This window comes from Gardnerella sp. DNF00476 (genome assembly GCF_049262735.1).
Taxonomy (GTDB): Bacteria; Actinomycetota; Actinomycetes; order Actinomycetales; family Bifidobacteriaceae; genus Bifidobacterium; species Bifidobacterium vaginale.
This window is the reverse complement of record NZ_CP058401.1, coordinates 933,039-951,140: the sequence shown is the minus strand read 5'-3', so window position 1 is coordinate 951,140 and position 18,102 is coordinate 933,039. Positions and strand designations below refer to the sequence as shown.

At 42.5% G+C, this 18,102-nt stretch carries 12 protein-coding genes; 2 read left to right on the top strand and 10 right to left on the bottom strand.

The features are described 5' to 3' along the window. Positions 1 to 51: 51 nt before the first annotated feature. Positions 52 to 579, bottom strand: coding sequence for a gluconokinase (locus tag HXT25_RS03815; RefSeq protein ID WP_101886699.1), 528 nt, complete (start codon positions 577 to 579; stop codon positions 52 to 54). A gap of 161 nt (positions 580 to 740) precedes the next feature. On the opposite strand from HXT25_RS03815, the gene HXT25_RS03810 reads away from it, so the two are divergent. Next, entirely contained in the window at positions 741 to 1,481 is a 741-nt protein-coding gene (locus HXT25_RS03810; RefSeq protein ID WP_101890430.1) for a FadR/GntR family transcriptional regulator, read from the top strand. A 29-nt stretch (positions 1,482 to 1,510) separates the two neighbouring features. On the opposite strand, the gene HXT25_RS03805 is transcribed toward HXT25_RS03810, so the two are convergent. The 9 genes from HXT25_RS03805 to HXT25_RS03765 all read right to left on the bottom strand — a co-directional run bounded on the left by HXT25_RS03805 (position 1,511) and on the right by HXT25_RS03765 (position 15,971). Beyond that, the gene (locus tag HXT25_RS03805) at positions 1,511 to 2,344 is read right to left on the bottom strand and encodes an HD domain-containing protein (RefSeq protein ID WP_422118694.1); all 834 of its coding nucleotides are present in this window, start codon (positions 2,342 to 2,344) and stop codon (positions 1,511 to 1,513) included. Positions 2,345 to 2,413: 69 nt separating this feature from the next. After that, complete coding sequence (locus HXT25_RS03800; RefSeq protein ID WP_013399429.1) at positions 2,414 to 4,915, bottom strand: KUP/HAK/KT family potassium transporter; 2,502 nt, start codon at positions 4,913 to 4,915, stop codon at positions 2,414 to 2,416. A 200-nt stretch (positions 4,916 to 5,115) separates the two neighbouring features. Further along, positions 5,116 to 6,096, bottom strand: a complete 981-nt coding sequence (locus tag HXT25_RS03795) for a TatD family hydrolase (protein ID WP_004118191.1) — start codon at positions 6,094 to 6,096, stop codon at positions 5,116 to 5,118. A 65-nt stretch (positions 6,097 to 6,161) separates the two neighbouring features. Beyond that, positions 6,162 to 7,958 (bottom strand): ABC transporter ATP-binding protein, encoded by a 1,797-nt coding sequence (locus HXT25_RS03790; RefSeq protein WP_422118693.1) that lies wholly within the window; start codon positions 7,956 to 7,958, stop codon positions 6,162 to 6,164. Position 7,959: 1 nt separating this feature from the next. Continuing rightward, positions 7,960 to 9,786 carry an ABC transporter ATP-binding protein gene (locus HXT25_RS03785; protein ID WP_422118692.1) on the bottom strand — a complete coding sequence of 609 codons (1,827 nt, stop codon included), beginning with the start codon at positions 9,784 to 9,786 and terminating at the stop codon, positions 7,960 to 7,962. Positions 9,787 to 10,024: 238 nt separating this feature from the next. Further along, the gene (locus tag HXT25_RS03780) at positions 10,025 to 11,773 is read right to left on the bottom strand and encodes an ABC transporter family substrate-binding protein (protein ID WP_422118691.1); all 1,749 of its coding nucleotides are present in this window, start codon (positions 11,771 to 11,773) and stop codon (positions 10,025 to 10,027) included. A 325-nt stretch (positions 11,774 to 12,098) separates the two neighbouring features. After that, a complete protein-coding gene (locus HXT25_RS03775) occupies positions 12,099 to 13,994 on the bottom strand; it encodes an ABC transporter ATP-binding protein (RefSeq protein ID WP_013399425.1) in 1,896 nt (631 codons plus the stop codon). 20 nt (positions 13,995 to 14,014) lie between these two features. Continuing rightward, complete coding sequence (locus HXT25_RS03770; RefSeq protein ID WP_004112747.1) at positions 14,015 to 14,962, bottom strand: ABC transporter permease; 948 nt, start codon at positions 14,960 to 14,962, stop codon at positions 14,015 to 14,017. A 25-nt stretch (positions 14,963 to 14,987) separates the two neighbouring features. Further along, positions 14,988 to 15,971 (bottom strand): ABC transporter permease, encoded by a 984-nt coding sequence (locus HXT25_RS03765; RefSeq protein ID WP_004138444.1) that lies wholly within the window; start codon positions 15,969 to 15,971, stop codon positions 14,988 to 14,990. A 486-nt stretch (positions 15,972 to 16,457) separates the two neighbouring features. Here HXT25_RS03765 and HXT25_RS03760 point away from each other — a divergent pair, with 486 nt between their 5' ends. Beyond that, positions 16,458 to 17,897, top strand: coding sequence for an aminopeptidase C (locus HXT25_RS03760; protein WP_422118690.1), 1,440 nt, complete (start codon positions 16,458 to 16,460; stop codon positions 17,895 to 17,897). The last annotated feature ends 205 nt before the right edge of the window (positions 17,898 to 18,102 follow it).

Sequence of the window (18,102 nt, the reverse complement as noted above, 5' to 3'; positions counted from 1 at the left end):
TTTTGTGCTGCTTTACAATTGCGCCACTTTACAATTGCTATTGTTTTGCATTTATGATTGTTTTTGCAGCTGCGATTGTTCATATGTTTTTACTGCTTTGATAGCTCTATGAACCATATATTCAACAGAACCTTCAATCGATATAACGGTTCCGTTTTCTTCTTTACCTAGAGGCTCCAAAATTGCAAACTGACTTGGCAATAAAGATGGTGGCATAAAGTGTCCTTTACGATCTTTTAGCCTCTGCGCTATTAACTCATGGCTTCCGTTTAAATGCAAGAAGTACACGTTTAGATTTTTAGAAAGAACTTCGCGATATGACCGTTTTAATGCAGAGCTTGAAACAACTGTGTTTTCTCCAAGACTTTCACGCGCAACCATCCATTTGTTAATAAGATCCAACCAAGGCCAACGATCTTCATCTGTTAGCGCAATTCCTGCGGACATTTTATCTATATTAGCTTTTGGATGAAAATCATCACCTTCTGCCAGAGTGTAACCAAGTTGATCGCGAATTGCCTCAGAAACAGTAGACTTGCCGCAACCAGCAACGCCCATCACTACAATGTGAATCGCCATAATAGCTCCTTTGTTATTGACAACACTATAAGAATACCACACAAAGACTCTTTGTCAAAGAATTAAGAGTCTTTAATGTGTTATTTTTTGAGCATAACTATATTTTCATTTTCTATTTGCTAGGATGAAACCATAAATATACATAAAACTGCGAGGCAAATATGGTGTCTAATACCACACAAAGTCAAATTTCTAGTGACTTAGTGACCGAAAACGCTCCTTTACATCTATCTATAGCAGATTCTCTCGCATATGAAATAGTAAATAACAAATGGGAGCCAAAAACTAATCGAAAACTAGAAGATATTCAAAAACAATATGGAATATCTAGAACAGTAGCTCGAGAAGCAACAAGACTATTAGCATCTTTGGGTTGCGTACAATTTCAACGCGGAACAGGCGTAATAGCTTGCAATCCAGAAAATTGGGACGACTTAAATACACGCGTAATCACATGGAAACTACATTCACCATACAGAGAAAATGAACTACGAGCATTAACAGAACTTCGTCTTGTTGTAGAACCTGCCGCAGCAGCTGGATGTGCATTACGCGGAGATGTAGAAATACGCTATAAATTGGGCGTAATTGGTCACGATATGGTAAAAGCGGTAGAAGAAAATAGACTGGCAGATTTTCATGAATTAGATATCCAGTTCCATACTCTTTTGCTTGCAAATAGCGGTAACCCGATTTTTGCAAAACTTAGTTCAATAGTCGAAAGCGTATTACGCGGCAGAGTTGAGCTAAATCTTTATCCGCAAAAACCAAATAAAGAAGCGATATTAAACCATAAAAAGGTAACGCAGGCAATTATGGAAGGTGACGCAGCTGCAGCAAGCGCTGCTATGCACGATATTGTAGCCGAAGTAAACACTGCACTTGGATTAGCGGCTTTATAGCCATAAAAGCAAAGCTTAATCAACTTTGCCTAATCAACCTTAAGCCCAAAGAAATCTGCAAGCTTGCAAACACTCACTCTGCCATACTTATTAACCAAGAACATCCATCGCTTTGCATTTTCTTCGCCAAATCGTTCAGCTTTACGTCTATATGTATCAACTGTTAAAAATCGCGGCGGAATCGACTTACTGTTGTATTTATCTGCAACCATCACAATTTCTTGTTCAATAGTTTGCGGAATATAGTCGCCAGCTGGAAGCGGTAAATTCTGAGAAACAACTTGCTCGCGAGTCAGCCCTACACCAGTATGATTACGCGCAAATTGCGCAGTATCTTCGCTAAAACCGTTATCAATCAAATAGTTGTAGCCGCGCAAGCCGTGCAAAATATAATGAGGACCGTCAAACTCCAACTTACCGTTCTCTTCGCGCGAACCATCTTTAGCTAAAACAAAATAAGTTCCTATATCGTGCAACAATCCTCCAGCAAATGCAGCATATTCGTCTACATAATCACTTGGAGCCGCACCTCCATCGATTTGAGGAAGAGATAACGGATCTAAATTTATTAATTTTTCAAGACACGACTTTGCTAAATCACATCTATTTTTTAAGTCTTTATTGATTTTAGATATTTGACAAAGCATAATCCGTTCGACGGATGCTGGCGACTTATCCGCAAAATCCTCAATACTACCAAGCTGCTTAAAAGCCAACAACTGATTTTGACGTCTTGCAATCATCCAAGAAATCGTAGCAATAACAACACAATGGCAGTGAATCAAATTGTACGCAGCTTCACTTGGCGCAGTAGCGCGATGCAACTTTTCGATCCTATTAAAATCAGGCAAATCTGCAAGCATAATTACACCGCGCTCCTTAAAACAAAGCAACACAAACAAAGCACTTGTTGCTTAGTTGCTTAAATCACTTCACTTTTTAACTGCTTTAATCTGACCAGTATCTATTCTAGCGATTTTGCCAGTGTTAGATATTTTAGATTCCTTAGTCTCCTTATTTGCAGACTTTTCAGACTTCTCAGACTTGCCATCGCTAGAAACATTTGCATTAACAATATCTCTAGCGTTCATAATAGTTGTTTGTTCAGCATCCGACGCAACATCAGACACAATTCCTGAACCTTGCAAAGACTGAACTGCTCTAGAAGAAGCAACTTCTTCTCTCTTTAAACGAGGAGGTCTACGAGTGGAAACAAACAACGGCTGAACTTCTACAACAGGATTATACGGAGCTAATCCAAACCACTTAACAGGCGTACCAGCAATATGACGAATCGCATACTTCATTTTTAGCGATAACGCACCACGCAAAGAAATATTCGACTCAGGCATCAAAGCCTTATGTAAAAGCACGTAACGAATTGGACCAATATCTGGATCCGCATCAACCTTAGGGTACACAGATTGCTGTTGCGGAAGCTCGCCAGTATGCGACAAATCGTGCATAATCTGATGCAAATACGCAGGAATCGAAGGAGAAACCTTAAACCCAAGTTTGATCTTAACGCGGAACAAATAGTCCGTACCAAAATTCTCCACGCAATATTCGCGAGTAAACGGAGCATCATCCGTTTCCACTGACACAGCCCACCACGCGCGCGCACGCTTAGGATGATCCGCAAAAATAGAGAAGAAGATTCCAGTATCCAAACGCTTCATTTCCTTATCGGAAGTCAAATAAACAATGTTATCCGCAAAATAAGGAATACGGAAATCACGATGAAGCTTATCTAGCACAGGCAGAAAATCCTTAGGCTTCATGTGCAAGCGTTGAGAACGCTCAATCTTAGTGCCATCCTTCCAAGTGAGCATAACGATAAGAATCGTAGCCCCAAGAATCATGGTAAACCAACCACCATGCATGAATTTTGCCATAGATGCTATAAAGAACAAAATCTCGATAATCAAGAACACAGTGGCAAAAATTAAAGCAGCAATCTTCTTCTTTTGATACCACATGTGAACAGTAAGAAGTGTTGTTGTAGCAATCATGGTAAGCGTAAGTGCAAGACCATATGCTCCCGAAATATGCTCTGAATCTTTAAACACAGCTAAAACCGTAAGAGTTGCAAGACAAAGCACAAAATTAACAACTGGAATATAAAGCTGACCACGAGTACGCGCAGGGTAACGCACCTGGAGATGAGGCATCCAATTAAGGCTTGTAGCTTCTGAAACCATAGTGAATGCACCAGTAATCAAAGCCTGTGATGCAATAATGCCTGCTGTTACAGAAAGCACAACTGCTACATAACGTAAATTCGGGCTGAGCATCTGGAAGAAAGGATTTAAGCCTTCTATAGACCATAATGCTTTATTGTTTTGATGTTGTAGCATCCAGCTGCCTTGACCAAAGTAGTTTAGAACAAGAGCAACTTTAATAAATGGCCACGTAACGTAAACGTTTCCACGCCCAACATGACCCATATCAGAATACAAGGCTTCCGCACCTGTTGTGGAAAGGAATATGATGCCCATTAACGCCATTCCTTGCACATTGTGCGAACTAAACAAAAACTTCAAGCCGTAAATTGGGTTCAAAGCTTCAAAAATTGCCCAATCTTCTCCAATATTCATGATTCCAACAAGCGCTAGGAATCCGAACCATATCATAACTACTATGCCGAAAACTTTGCCTATTCTTTCAGTTCCTCGCTGTTGAACCGAAAACAGAATCACAATAATAACCACGGTGATCATTAAAGATAGATTGTCGTTTTCTAAGAAAATAGGCCTAAACGCAGATATAGTTCGCAGACCTTCAACTGCGGAAGATATTGAAACTGCTGGAGTTAGAACAGAATCCGCAAGGAACGCAGCACCGCCAATCATTGCTGGAATCGCAAGCCACGCGCCTTTTCGTCTAATAAGCGAGTAGAGTGCAAAAATTCCACCTTCGCCTTTGTTGTCTGTGCGCATAGCTACAAACACGTATTTTACGGTTGTGATCAGCGTGATTGACCAAAACACTAGGGATAACATTCCGTAAACGGCTTCGCGACTAATGTTTTGCAATCCGCCTTGACCAGCTAAGAATGTTTGAGCAGTGTACAAAGGAGAAGTTCCAATATCTCCATAAACAACGCCCAATGCCACTATCGACATACCTAAAGTAAATTTATCTGAGCTGGTTTGTATCTTTGCCCACCATCTGCCAAGTGGACCTCTAACCGCACTATCCGCAAGCTTTTCAGCCTCTTTAACTTCTTTAGCCTGCTGATACGCCAACGCCTCTCGTTCTTCGCGAGTGGTGGTTTTCTGAGAAACTTTTGGCGCTTTTGTAAAAGAAGCGGCTTTTAGGATCGCCTCTTTAGGGTTCGTTACTCCCTTAGCAGCCTTCTCAGACTCCTTCGCCCCGTTGCGAAGATCCTTAGCGTCATCGTTAGATAGCGCTGAAACGCGTGACTTAGTCATGCTTGATTTTTCCTCCAAAAAGTAAGACCTCTTCTTTGCAATAATCTGCCATAATAAGAAGTCGCATATGGTCTTACTGCTTACAGTTTTATTTATTTGTACCTAAATATTGTATACAATAACAGATATATAAAGCAAAGTCAGCATAGAATCCTTGAAAAATAAGGCTTAATCAAAGCAAGAATATAAGACTAGATCATCTAAAAACCGTAGATTTCTTTCGTTGTTTTTAAAGTTGACTTTGCTACTTCTAGCAAAGAACAGTCAAGCGCGGTTGCTAACGATTCAAGTGTATAAGGAACCATATAAGGCGCGTTCGGACGACCCCTATACGGCATTGGTGTAAGGTACGGCGCATCTGTTTCAACAGTTATGTGATCTTTGCCAATGATTCGCGCAGATTCTTGTAAATCTTCGTTACCTTTATAGCTAATCGTTCCAGAAAAACTTGCGTACCATCCGTTTTCTTTTAGCACTTGAGCTAAGTCTTTCCCGCCAGAATAGCTGTGAAACACTGTGCGCTCTGGCGCTCCGTCTTTTAGCAAAATTTCTACAACATCACTATGAGCATCTCTATCGTGAATTTGAAGCGGCAAATTAAGCTCTTTTGCAAGTGCTATATGCGCGCGGAATGATTCGCGTTGGTAAATCCTTGCAGACTCGCCTGTGCGAAAATAGTCTAATCCCGTTTCACCTATTGCCACTACTTCTTCTGCGTTATCTACGACTAGCGAGCGCAAGTGTTGCATTGCTTCGTCAAATGAAATATCATGATACGGCTTATAAACCACCGGTAAGCCGTCTGGTCCTTCTGCTCCCCTATGACCGTGTAGAGGCGCTTCGTTGGGGTGAATCGCTATTGCAGCACGCACGCAATCCGCGTGAGCTGCCGCAAAATCTATTGTTGGCTGCCAATTTGGATATTCGCATCCAACCTCAATCATTTTAGAAACGCCTGATGCTTTTGCACTATTTACTAAGTCATCTGCACTTGGTTCCGCAATTGGTTCTCGCCCTTTTTGCGATAATTCTTGATTAAGATTTTTTGCAAAATCCACTACGCTTAACATGTGCGTGTGGTCGTCTGCGATTGTTATGCCTTCTTTAATTAGATTCTGCCATATTTCAGACTGCTCTGTTAAAGAAGGCGCCCAATTGTGTTCGCGATGATGCTTACTCATGATTTACAAGTGTAGTCGCATATTTAACGTAGCTTGAAACGTGACTTAAAACGCAACTTTTGCGCTTACTGGATCGCAGCACTAATCGCAGCGTATTGCGATTCCACAAGCCTGTAATACGCACCTTTCTGCGCCATAAGTTGCTCATGGCTTCCGCGCTCCACGATTTGCCCATGGTCAATCACGCAAATCAAATCCGCATTCTCTATTGTAGAAAGCCTGTGTGCAATTACAAAAGAAGTGCGATTTTTAAGCAATTGAGCTAATCCTGCTTGCAACGCCTCTTCTGTACGCGTATCTATATTGCTTGTTGCTTCGTCTAAAATTAGAATTCGCGGATTCGCAAGTAATACTCTGGCAAACGATATAAGCTGCCTTTGTCCTGCAGAAAGAGTGGCTCCTCGCTCCTCAATTTCCGTATCGTAGCCATTAGGCAATTCTTCAATAAACTCGTGCGCGTGAACTACGCGAGCCGCCGACTCAATCTCCTCGTCTGTTGCGTCAAGCTTGCCGTAGCGAATGTTTTCTTTAACAGTTCCGCTAAATATAAAGCTGTCTTGAAGCATAACGCCCATTTGTTTGCGCAAAGATGCTAACGTTATTGAGCGCACATCGTAGCCGTCAATTGTGATTGAGCCTTCGGAAACGTCGTAGAATCTAGAAAGCAGGCTTACAAGCGTTGTTTTACCCGCTCCAGTAGGACCTACAAGCGCAACCGTTGTTCCAGGCTCAATGTGCAAGTCAATTAAATTCAAAATCGGCTTTCCGCTCTCTTCGTAGCGGAACACAACGTCGTTTACGCCAACCCTGCCTTTAATTTGCGGCAATTCTTTTGCATCTGACTTATCTACAATATTTGGCTTAATGCTTAGCGTTTCAAAAATACGCTCCAAATACACTGAGCATGTTACGAGTTGCGTGTAGAAGTTACCAATGTTTACAACTGGCTCCCAAAAAGTACTCGAATACCACACAAATGCTATAAGCGTACCCGTGCTTATGTTCATACTACTTGCATTCATTATGCCAACGTAGTAAAGCAGCGAAATTGCTGCGCTTTCAATAATCGAAGCTCCTGGCCAAAGTAACATTTGCACTCTAACGTTTCGCATCCACGCTTTTCTGACTCCCGACTGCTGATCTTGGAATGTAGCGTATTGTTCTGATTCGCGCGCAAAAGTTTGAGTGGTTTTTACGCCTGCGATTGATTCGTGCAAATATGCGTTAAGATTGCTTTGCTTATTCGACAATTTTTTAGACGCTTTTCGTTGCAAAATTTGCAAAGTGCGAGTCCAGATTATAAAAACTGGGAATAATACAAGGCTCCACAATGCCATTCGCCAATCTATAGAAAACATTGCAATCAGCGTAATTATTAGCACAAAAACATCGGAAAATACGTTGATTAAACCAGACGAAAGCGTGTCGGAAAGCGTGTTTATGTAGTTTACTATGCGAATCAAAATCTTGCCGTGTGGGCGCGAATCGAAGTAATCAAACGATAACGATTGCACGTGCGTAAAAATATCTCGTCGCATATCTTTAATTATCATTTGACCAAGTCGCGTAATAGCAAGCGTTCTGTATGCCAAACCAAGCTCATATAGCACAATAAGCACGCCAAACAATGCAATAAGCGCATACAAATAAGAAACGTTTTTATTAGGCAAAACTACGTCTATAAGTGTTTTTGTAATCATTGGCGTTATTGTCATAATGCAACTTCCGCTAATAACAACTAAAACTATTTTGACTAGCTGCCATGCGTACGGCTTTATGTATTTGCGAACGCGCATCAACTCGTGCAAATTTACGTGCTCTTCTTGGCTTTCGTCTTCTCTATAAGTGTTGCGCTGCGCCATTCTACTCCCCCTTAGGCTCGTGTGAATCTTCAAATCCCAAAGCTTTGCCCGTTTGCATACCAAGCTGCTTTTTGTAGATTTCCCAATATCTTCCATGCGATGCCACAAGATGCTCGTGCGTTCCGCGTTCTACGATTTTGCCGTGATCTAGCACAATAATCATGTCTGCGTCTTTAACAGATGAGATTCTGTGAGCAATTGTGATTACTGTGCGAGAACCATCTAACTTTTTTAGCTCTTTTTGAATATGCTCCTCAGTTTCCATGTCTACTGCAGAAGTTGTATCGTCCATAATCAAGATTGGAGGATTATTAGCTAGCGCGCGAGCAAGACTTAAGCGCTGCTTTTGACCGCCCGAAAGACCAACTCCTCGCTCGCCTACTACAGTTTCGTAGCCTTCTGGCATATTCATAATAAAATCGTCTGCATCTGCGATTCTTGCCATACGCCTAATCGTGCTATCTAATTCTTTGCAATTTTCCTCGTTTTGAGGCAAACCAAAGCCAATATTTCCTGCAATCGTATCGGAAAACAGGAATGTTTCTTGCGCAACTATGCTAACTTGATTTCTAACAGTTTCTAGAGGCCATTCGCGCACGTCTTTTCCATCAATTAAAACGCGGCCGCGCGTAGTGTCATAAAAACGCGCTATAAGACTTACAAGCGTTGACTTTCCAGACCCCGTTTCCCCTAAGATTCCAAGCTTTGTGCCTGCTGGAACATCTAAATCAATATCGCTTAAAATTGGTGAATCAAGATCGTCTGGGAATGCAAAATCAACGTGTTCAAAAGTTACGTGACCCTTTACCTTAACGTTTTTTGCGGAGGCAGATGGCAAATCAATATGCGATTCTTGCGTAAGAAGCTTGCGAATATTTACGCATCCTGCGTTGAATCGCTGCCAATCGTTAATAAGCCACCCAACCATTCTTACTGGCATGTGGAGCATCCAAAGGAAGCTGTTAAACGTTACAAACGCACCTAAAGTCATGCTTCCATTAAGCACAAGCCATCCACCAAATCCTACTGTTACAAGCTCTAACGCAAAGCCCATGCCGTCAAGCCATGGCATGTATTTTTGTGTGTTTTTTGCAAGCGTAATATTGCGGTTAAAGTAGTCTTCGTTGCATTTATCGAATTTCTGTGTTTCAAAAGGCTCGCGCACAAAAGCTTTTACAACACGATTGCCTTCAATGTTTTCTTCTACCATTGAATTCATGCGTGCAAACGATTCGCGAATCGCAAGGAACTTTGGCCTAGCGTTCTTGCCCATAAGTCTTGCAAGCCAGAATAAAAATGGTGTAATTGCCATAAGTGCTAGAGCTAGCTGCCATTGTATTGAAAACATTATAACTAGCGCAAACACAAACATCACTAAGCAATCCAGCGCCATATAAGACACCCAGCTTAAAACGTGGCGAATCGCGTCCGTATCCGAAGTCATGCGGCTCATAATGTCGCCTGTGCGCGTGTGATTAAAGTATGTAAAATCAAGCGAATGCAGCTTCTCGTACTCGTCGCTTACAAGGCGATACACGGCGTTTTGGCCAAATCTTTCCATTTGAAGCTGGTAGATATATCTTGAGCCTACGCGAATAATCATCATTGCAACCATTAGCACGCATACAAAAGCAAGCAAATCATGCTGTTTTCCAATAATGACTTTGTCTACAATAAAGCCCGAAAGCAGCGGCATTGTCATTGCCATTGTGTCGTTTATAGTAAAAAGAACTAGCGATACGCCTACTCTCCACATATCTGGCTTACAATATTGCAAAACCCAGCGCACATTACTCGCGTCTTTGCGTTTACTTGGATTTACATACATGCGCTAGATTCTCCCTTATTTTTGACTTCGCGATTTATTTTTTATTAAGTTTTATTAAGTTTATACTATTTTTCTGAGTTTATTTTTGCGCGACTATTTTTTACGCGATTATTTTCTGCGTAACTACGCACGCGATTACAGCAAAAGCATGTGGCGTGCAGCCAAAGACCACACGCCACATGCTATAAGTTAAGCAATCAGCTTAGTAAACTTGCGCGAGTTATCGCTACAAATTTACTCACTTCTGCCAACCAATGTTTTCAACAAAAACGTTAGCATATCCAGCAGGACCGCCGTTAGCGAAGCCCTTCTTGTATGCCTGATAGGTTGGAGGAGCAGAAACTGGAAGCGTACCATACTCGGCGAAAGCCATGGACTCAGCCTTGTTGGCCAATGCAGTCTGTTCCTTGTAATCGTAAGTCTTACCAACCTTGGCGAGCAGGGCATCAATCTTCTTGTTGCCAGTGCCAGTAAAGTTGGAATCGCTCTTAGAACCGTAGACCTGGGAAGCGGATCCCACGAAGCTCAATGGGGATTGGGAAACCCAAGCCATTGGAAGCACCTGGAAGTCGAAGGAGGTTACAGTCTTAGAGAACTTAGAAGCAGGCTTGTTTACAGTCTTGCACTTCATGCCAGCCTTCTTCATCATGGCCTGGAATGCGTTAGCAAGAGCTGCCTGAGTAGAGTCATCGCCGAAGAAGGTGAATGTGAACTGAACGGTCTTACCATTCTTAGCGTAGTAACCGTCTTTGCCCATCTTGTAGCCAGCGGCCTCAAGAGTCTTCTTAGCGTTTTCTACGTTGAACTTACCATCAGCTGGGAGGTTGTTCTTGTAGCCAGCCTGGAACATGGAGAGAAGCTCCGAACCTGGCTGCTCGCTCTTCCAGCTCATACCCTGGAACTGAATCTTGTTGTAGGTGGCAACGTCGAATGCCTGGACAACGGCCTTACGCACGGCCTTGTCTTTGAATGCGCCAGCCTTTGCGTTTAAGTTAATAACACGAATCTTGGTGCTGTAGCCGTAACGGAGCTGAGCGCCCTTAACGCTACGAGCAGCCTTAACCTTATCCTTGGTGGAGATGGAATCCACGGAATCGATTTCGCCGTTCTGGAAGGCGTTCATTGCAGCGGTATCTTCCATACGCTTTACAACAACCTTGTCAAGCTTTGCCTTCTTGCCCCACCACTTTGGATTGCGCACGAAAACAACCTGATCTTCGGTTGCGGACTGAATCTCGAATGGACCTGCACCCCACTCGTTGTGAGGATTATTTACCCAACCCTGGTTGAATACCGCTGGATCGGTTGCCTTTGGATGAACCAATGGAGCGAAAAGCAATTCCCAAGTTGCGCATGGCTTATTGTACTTAACGATTACTTGCTTAGGATTTGCGCCCTGCTCAACGGACTCAATGCAGTCATAGCCCTCGTGAGATGGTACAGAGTAGGCTTCGTTCTTGCCATTCATAACTTCCCAAGTAGCCTTGAAAGCAGTGTAATCGATGTCTGTACCATCGTTCCACTTAGCCTTTGGGTTCAAATCGTACTGAACTACGAGTGGCTTGTCGCTAACCTTCTTAACAGAAGTAATGTAATCAGGGTTGTACTTAACCTTCTCGCCCTTAACGGTATCGTAATAAGGAAGCGATGGCTGGTAGAAGCCCCACAAAGTGCTCATATACGCGGTGTTACCGTCGTTAGAAGCGTAGTTCCAGTTTGGACCCATGTCGGAAAGCGAGAACGTGTAAGTACCGCCATCCTTAACATTGTCACGAGGCTGTGGATTGTCATAGCGCTTGTCAACCTTAGGCATTGGAAGAGCGCCAGTGTAGGAAGTATCCACACCTGCGGCTGGCTCTTCGGTCATACCGCCCTTGGCCTTATCTGCTGTAGTAGCAGTTGTGCCACCGCAAGCGCCGAGTAGCATTGCAACAGAAAGTGCAGCTGCGGCGAATACAGTTAATTTGCCTGCATTAGTTTTTTTCATGATTCCTCTCATTCCCCAGAAATGATGTCCGCTTTCTGGTATGTGTGTAGAGTATATCTAATCTTTTGACATTTTGTGTTACGACTTTTTTAACAAATACTGAATTTAAGCTTTTGTTACTTAAGATTTAATCCATAAAAAAGAAAATTAAATACATAAAACAGTCAAACAGAAAATTTTTTAGTTTATTTTAATTAAAAAACAAAATATATTACTTTTTTTAGAATTTATGTGCCTGTAACAAAAAATCGCGTGTGTCTTGCATAACACACGCGATCAAAATTGCCCTAAACAAAAGTTTAGGCGTATTCACAAAAGATTAGAATCAGACGCTTGCAACGTCATCAAACGAATCTTCTTCATTGAGAATAATACGCTTACGATTCTTCTCAATCGCAGGATCTGGAATTGGCACAGCACTAATCAAAGCCTTAGTGTACGGATGCTTAGGATTATCAAACACCTCATCCGTTTCGCCAGATTCAACAATGCGTCCGTGGTACATAACAGCAATTCTGCTAGAAATATGACGAACAACCGCCATATTGTGAGCCACAAACAAGTAAGCAACACCCAACTTGTCTTGCAAATCTTCAAGCAAGTTAATAATTCCAGCCTGAATAGAAACATCCAAGGCAGAAACAGGCTCATCAAGAAGAAGCAGCTTAGGGTTTACAGCCAAAGCGCGAGCAATAGCAATACGCTGACGCTGGCCACCAGAGAACTGCGTTGGGAAGCGATCAACCTGATCTGGATTCAGCTCAACAAGCTGCATAAGCTCCGCAATACGCTGACGAATCTCTTCTTTAGACTTCTTTTGAACATGAAGAGGCTCTGCCAAAATATCGTAAACAAGCATACGAGGATCAAGAGAGCTCATAGGATCCTGGAACACGTATTGGATCTTAGAACGAAGCTCGCGACGCTGCTCTTTAGTCAACTTATCGTTAAGATCGGTGCCAAAAACTGTAATAGAGCCAGCTTCTGGCTTCTTTAAACTCATGATTTCCATCAAAGTAGTTGACTTACCAGAACCAGATTCGCCAACAAGGGCCACAGTTTCGCCTTCGCGAATCTCAAGGTCAATGCCATCAACAGCGCGAACTTCGCCAACCTTGCGTCGCAAGAAACCGCCACCAGTAATTGGGAATGTCTTAACTAAGCCCTTAACATCCAAAACAACCTTGCGATCCTCGCGAGGAATGCCCTCAAACATTGGCTTAATAGTTTTTTCGGTTTCTGCATGAAGCAGCGCACGAACGGTTTCGCTTTCTGCCTCAAGACCCATCATATCGCTAGTATCTCCACTCTTTTCTTCTGCCATCAACATATCCATTGTTGGCTTAGAGATTGGAGTTAAGCGGCGAGTACGCTTTTGGTCAACGCGCGGAACAGCGCCAAGCAAGCCGATTGTGTATGGCTGAGTTGGGTGAGTAAAAATCTCTTCAACGCTATTATGCTCAACCAAATGACCCGCATACATAACAATAACTTCGTCTGCAACGCCAGCAATAACACCCAAATCGTGAGTAATGAAGATCATTGCGGCGCCAGTTTCTTTCTGCGCTTTCTTCAAAACATCCAAAACCTGAGCCTGAATCGTAACATCCAAAGCGGTAGTAGGCTCATCAGCAATAATAATATCTGGGTTGTTAGCAATTGCCATTGCAATCATAACGCGCTGACGCATGCCGCCAGAAAACTCGTGAGGGAAAGCCTTTAAGCGCTCAGCTGGCTTAGTAATACCAACCAAGTTAAGCAATTCAATAGAGCGCTCACGAATCTGATCTTCGGTCATATTTGGATTATGAATAACCAAAGCTTCCTTAAGCTGATCTCCAATAGAAAACACTGGAGTTAAAGCAGAAAGAGGATCCTGGAACACCATAGCAATATTCTTGCCACGAATCTTACTCATCTCTGCATCAGACTTCGTTAACAGCTCTTCGCCCTTATAAACAACAGAACCCTTAACAGACGCGTTCTTATCCAGCAAACCCATAACAGCAAGAGAAGTAACCGACTTACCAGATCCAGATTCACCTACAATACCAATGGTTTTTCCGCGGTACAAATCAAAATTCATATTGCGTACTGCATGAACCGTACCAGCTTCCGAAGCAAAGCTAATTTGCAAATTGCGTACAGAAAGAAGTGGTTCGTTGTTCTGATTTTCCATCACAGAATCTTCCTTAATTGCGTCATTCACCATATCAGTCATGTTTAAACCTCCAACAAGCCTTACTCGGCCTTACCAACAGACCTAGAATATGGATCAATCGCATCGCGAAGACCATCGCCAATAAGCTGAACAGAGAAAGTCAAAATAACCAAAACCGCAGAAGGAACCAAAAGAACCCAAGGAGAGGTCATAACGCTACTTTGACCAACATTAAGAAGAGTACCCAAAGAAGTATCTGGAGCCTTGATACCAAGACCCAAGAAGCTCAATGCGGTTTCGCCGTTGATTGCACCAATAACACCGAGAACCGTATTAATAATCAATACAGAACCAAGATTTGGAACAAGGTGGCGAACAATAATGCGGAACGAAGAAACACCTTCAAACTTGGCTGCGCGCACATATTCACGCTCGCGCAAACTCAAAGTCAAAGTTCTAAGCGTACGAGCATAACCAATCCAACCAAAGGAAGTCATACCAAACGCAAGCCAAAGCCAATCATTGCCACCAGTCGCGGAGCTAACAATCAAAGCAATAAGCAAGAAGGATGGAACAATCAAAAGCATGTCCAAAACCCACATGCCAACTTGCTCAAACCAACCCTCAAAGTAAGAAATAGCAGTACCAACCAAAGCAGCAATAATTGTAATAGAAATGGAGCTTACAATGCCAATAGAAAGTGAGCGACCAAGTCCGCGAACAACCATTGCATACATGTCTGATCCGCCAGGAGTTGTGCCAAGCCAATGCTCTGCGCTAGGAGGAGTTGCAAGAGCCGTAAAATCAGGCTCATCGTAGCCCCACTTACTAATCTTAGATCCAAACAAAGCAAGAAGAATCAAGAACACAAGCAAAACCAAGCCAACGACGGCAGACGGTCGCCTAAAGAAGCGACGCGTATAAAGCGTAATTTTGCCAGTTCGCTTAAAATTACCCCAAGAATTAGCATTTGCCTTTTTGTCTGCAACAGACTCTTGAGACTTTGAAGATACATCTTTTTTACTCATATCAATCACCTACACTGTTGCACAATTAATTCAAGCGAATACGAGGATCAAGCCAAGCAGAGAAGATATCTGCCAGCAAAGCTCCAGCCAAAGTACACACAGCTCCGAATGCAGCAATAGCAACAGAACCATTAATGTCGTTATTAGAAATCGTCTGCACAAAATAGCTACCCAAACCGTTAATTGCAAACACGGTTTCAGTAATAACGGCGCCCGTAAACACACCTGCAATTGAGAAGGCAACATCTACGGCTGTAGGAATCAACGAAGTACGCAAAGCGTGGCGGCGAATAGCAATGTTCAAAGGCAATCCCTTAGCACGAGCAGTGCGAACATAATCAGCATTCATAGTGTCAAGCAAATAAGTGCGCTGCGTAAGATGGTATCCAACCATGCCAGGAACAGTCATAACAATTGTCGGCAAAATCAAATGCTGTAAGAAGTCAAGAACAAAAGCAATAGGGTTAGAACCTTGATAAGAATGCAATCCCGTAACAAAGAATAAACGAGAGCCAGCAGCATTGTTAACGCTAATTGCAGCTAACACAATAAGCAATCCAAACACAGCAGCTGGAACAACAAGTAAGAACGTAGCAATAGAGTTAAGAACCCTGTCTTGCCACTTATATTGACGAATAGCAGTATAAACGCCAACACTAACACCGAAAACAATACCAAGAACAGTTGCGCAAGTAACTAATTGGACAGACGCACCAATACGAGCCGCAATCGCAGGACCAACAGGAGCCTGCTCTGGGCTTAATCCCCAATCCCAACGAGTAAGAACGCCAGTAATCCAACGCAAATATCTCGTAATAACTGGAGTTTGGTCGTTAATGTTCGCCAAATCCAAAGAACGGTTAATCGAAGGAATTGGTGGATGCGGATGCCTAGACATATAATTCGATCGCGGATCCATAAAAGCACTTGCCAAGAAATACGTCATGGATACGGATACAAACAGCATCACAACATAATTCAGGCATCGTTTAACGATGTATCGTATCATTGTGACTCTTTTCTACGTCTAAACATTGTTACCTCCATTTGGTAACTGCAAGCCTCAAGCCTGCACACTGCTATCGTTTGCTATACCCAGTTGCAAAAGCAAATCAAAAGCATACTCAAGGCACACTTAAGTAAGCCCTCATAAATGGGACATGTAATTAGTATATTTTTAGCTAACCTATGTACATTGCTTAAAATAAACATGCAATAATACGGAATAAATATCAATTATCACAAAAATTAATACACAAAATCAACAGAACATCAGAATATTTAACGGAATTATTTAAATTTTACGAAAATTAGTTTCGTAAATCGTAATAAAAGTGTAAATACAATAACATTTCGTACTAACAAAACACATTGCAATTAGTTTTACTAGCATCCTATTAAAAAAGCACAGACCACGCAAAACGCTACTCGTGCATTGAACACGCTACAATAACGCTTATTCGCCTATTTTCAACCTAACAACAAAAGGAGATATATGTCTGAAAACGTAAAAGCCGTTACCATAGACAACGTGCGCGAATATTCCAAGCATTTTAACGAACAGCGAGCAAATCGAGTAGCCGCAAACGCTTCTGTAGCAAGCGGCGTTCTTAAAGCTGCAACAAGCTATCAAGGACAACGCGCTTTACCACGCAACTTCTCCATAGAATTAAAACAAGGATCAATAACAAACCAACAGCACTCTGGACGTTGCTGGATGTTCGCTTCCCTTAACACTTTACGTTACGAATTAATGCACAAGTGGAATTTAGAAGACTTCGAGTTTTCCGAAAGCTACCTGTTCTTCTGGGACAAGATTGAAAAGGCAAATGCGTACTTGGAAAACGTGTTGGCAACATTAGACGAGACCCTAGATAGTCGAGTCTTTGAAAACATTAACTACGGTCCGATCGACGACGGCGGATGGTGGCAAATGTTCGTTAACTTGGTAAACAAGTACGGACTCGTACCAAAAAGCGCATACCCAGATTCACAGAATGCTATTGACTCAGATGCATTCGTACAATACATAAATACCAAGTTGCGTGAATTCGCGGCTGAATTGCGCGAAGCACACAAGAACGGTACTTCCATAGAAGAGTTGCGCGAAATGAAAATCCGCGACCTTGAAACCGTATACCGTATGACAGCTATCGCACTTGGCGAGCCACCAGAGCGTTTCGACTTTATTGCACGTACTAAAGATGACGACGATAAGAAAGACGAAAAGGACGACAAAAAGAACGAAGCCAAAGAAGACGATAAGAAGGACGATAAGCCAAAGACTGGCAAAGACGATCGTCCAATGATTCGCGAATATGGAATAACACCACTAGAATTCGCAAAGAAATACGTTCCAATTGACATAAACGACTTTGTGAGCTTGTGCAACTCCCCAATGGAACACACTCCGTTCAACAAGCTCTACCAGCTTAAATACACCACAAACGTTGCTGAGACGAAGGAAATGGAGTTTGCAAACGTTGCGCTAGAAGTATTCCGCAAAGCCGCTGTCGATCAGCTAAAAGACGGACATCCAATCTGGTTCGCTTGCGATTGCACTCAGTTCTCACTCAGACAAGATGGGTTCTTTGATCCTGCAGTTGTGCGCGTAGACGAGCTATTCGATGTAGAGTTTACATTCGACAAAGCTAAAGGTTTGGAATATATGGATTGCCCAGGCAACCACGCAATGACCTTTACTGGCGTAAACCTTAACAAAGATGGTGAGCCAGACCGCTGGAAGATTGAAAACAGCTGGGGTAAAGATAACGGCGAAGACGGATACTACGTTGGATCCGCGCAGTGGTTTGACCGCTACGTTACAGAAATCATTATTAACAAGAAGTATCTTGATGAAGCAACGCGAGCAATATTGGATCAGGAGCCTGTAATGCTTGATCCGTGGATTCCACTTACAAAGCGCTGCCGCTAAACTTGATTTAGCACAAGCTGATTTACAAACGCAGATTGCAACGCAGTCTGCGTTTTTTTGACCCAGATTCGTTACATCTGTCTCGCTCGTGAGTCATTTGTAACGTTTTTTGACTGATTTTCGTTATATTTGCATCATTGATGAGATATTTGTAACGTTTTTTGACTTAATTTCGTTATATTTGTCTCGCTCGTGATGCAAATAT

What these genes read in the sequence shown, in the direction of transcription:
- HXT25_RS03815 (WP_101886699.1), bottom strand. Translation starts at nt 579, where the DNA reads ATGGCGATTCACATTGTAGTGATGGGCGTTGCTGGTTGCGGCAAGTCT.
- HXT25_RS03795 (WP_004118191.1), bottom strand. Translation starts at nt 6,096, where the DNA reads ATGAGTAAGCATCATCGCGAACACAATTGGGCGCCTTCTTTAACAGAG.
- HXT25_RS03805 (WP_422118694.1), bottom strand. Translation starts at nt 2,344, where the DNA reads ATGCTTGCAGATTTGCCTGATTTTAATAGGATCGAAAAGTTGCATCGC.
- HXT25_RS03785 (WP_422118692.1), bottom strand. Translation starts at nt 9,786, where the DNA reads ATGTATGTAAATCCAAGTAAACGCAAAGACGCGAGTAATGTGCGCTGG.
- HXT25_RS03765 (WP_004138444.1), bottom strand. Translation starts at nt 15,971, where the DNA reads ATGATACGATACATCGTTAAACGATGCCTGAATTATGTTGTGATGCTG.
- HXT25_RS03790 (WP_422118693.1), bottom strand. Translation starts at nt 7,958, where the DNA reads ATGGCGCAGCGCAACACTTATAGAGAAGACGAAAGCCAAGAAGAGCAC.
- HXT25_RS03775 (WP_013399425.1), bottom strand. Translation starts at nt 13,994, where the DNA reads ATGACTGATATGGTGAATGACGCAATTAAGGAAGATTCTGTGATGGAA.
- HXT25_RS03780 (WP_422118691.1), bottom strand. Translation starts at nt 11,773, where the DNA reads ATGAAAAAAACTAATGCAGGCAAATTAACTGTATTCGCCGCAGCTGCA.
- HXT25_RS03800 (WP_013399429.1), bottom strand. Translation starts at nt 4,915, where the DNA reads ATGACTAAGTCACGCGTTTCAGCGCTATCTAACGATGACGCTAAGGAT.
- HXT25_RS03810 (WP_101890430.1), top strand. Translation starts at nt 741, where the DNA reads ATGGTGTCTAATACCACACAAAGTCAAATTTCTAGTGACTTAGTGACC.
- HXT25_RS03760 (WP_422118690.1), top strand. Translation starts at nt 16,458, where the DNA reads ATGTCTGAAAACGTAAAAGCCGTTACCATAGACAACGTGCGCGAATAT.
- HXT25_RS03770 (WP_004112747.1), bottom strand. Translation starts at nt 14,962, where the DNA reads ATGAGTAAAAAAGATGTATCTTCAAAGTCTCAAGAGTCTGTTGCAGAC.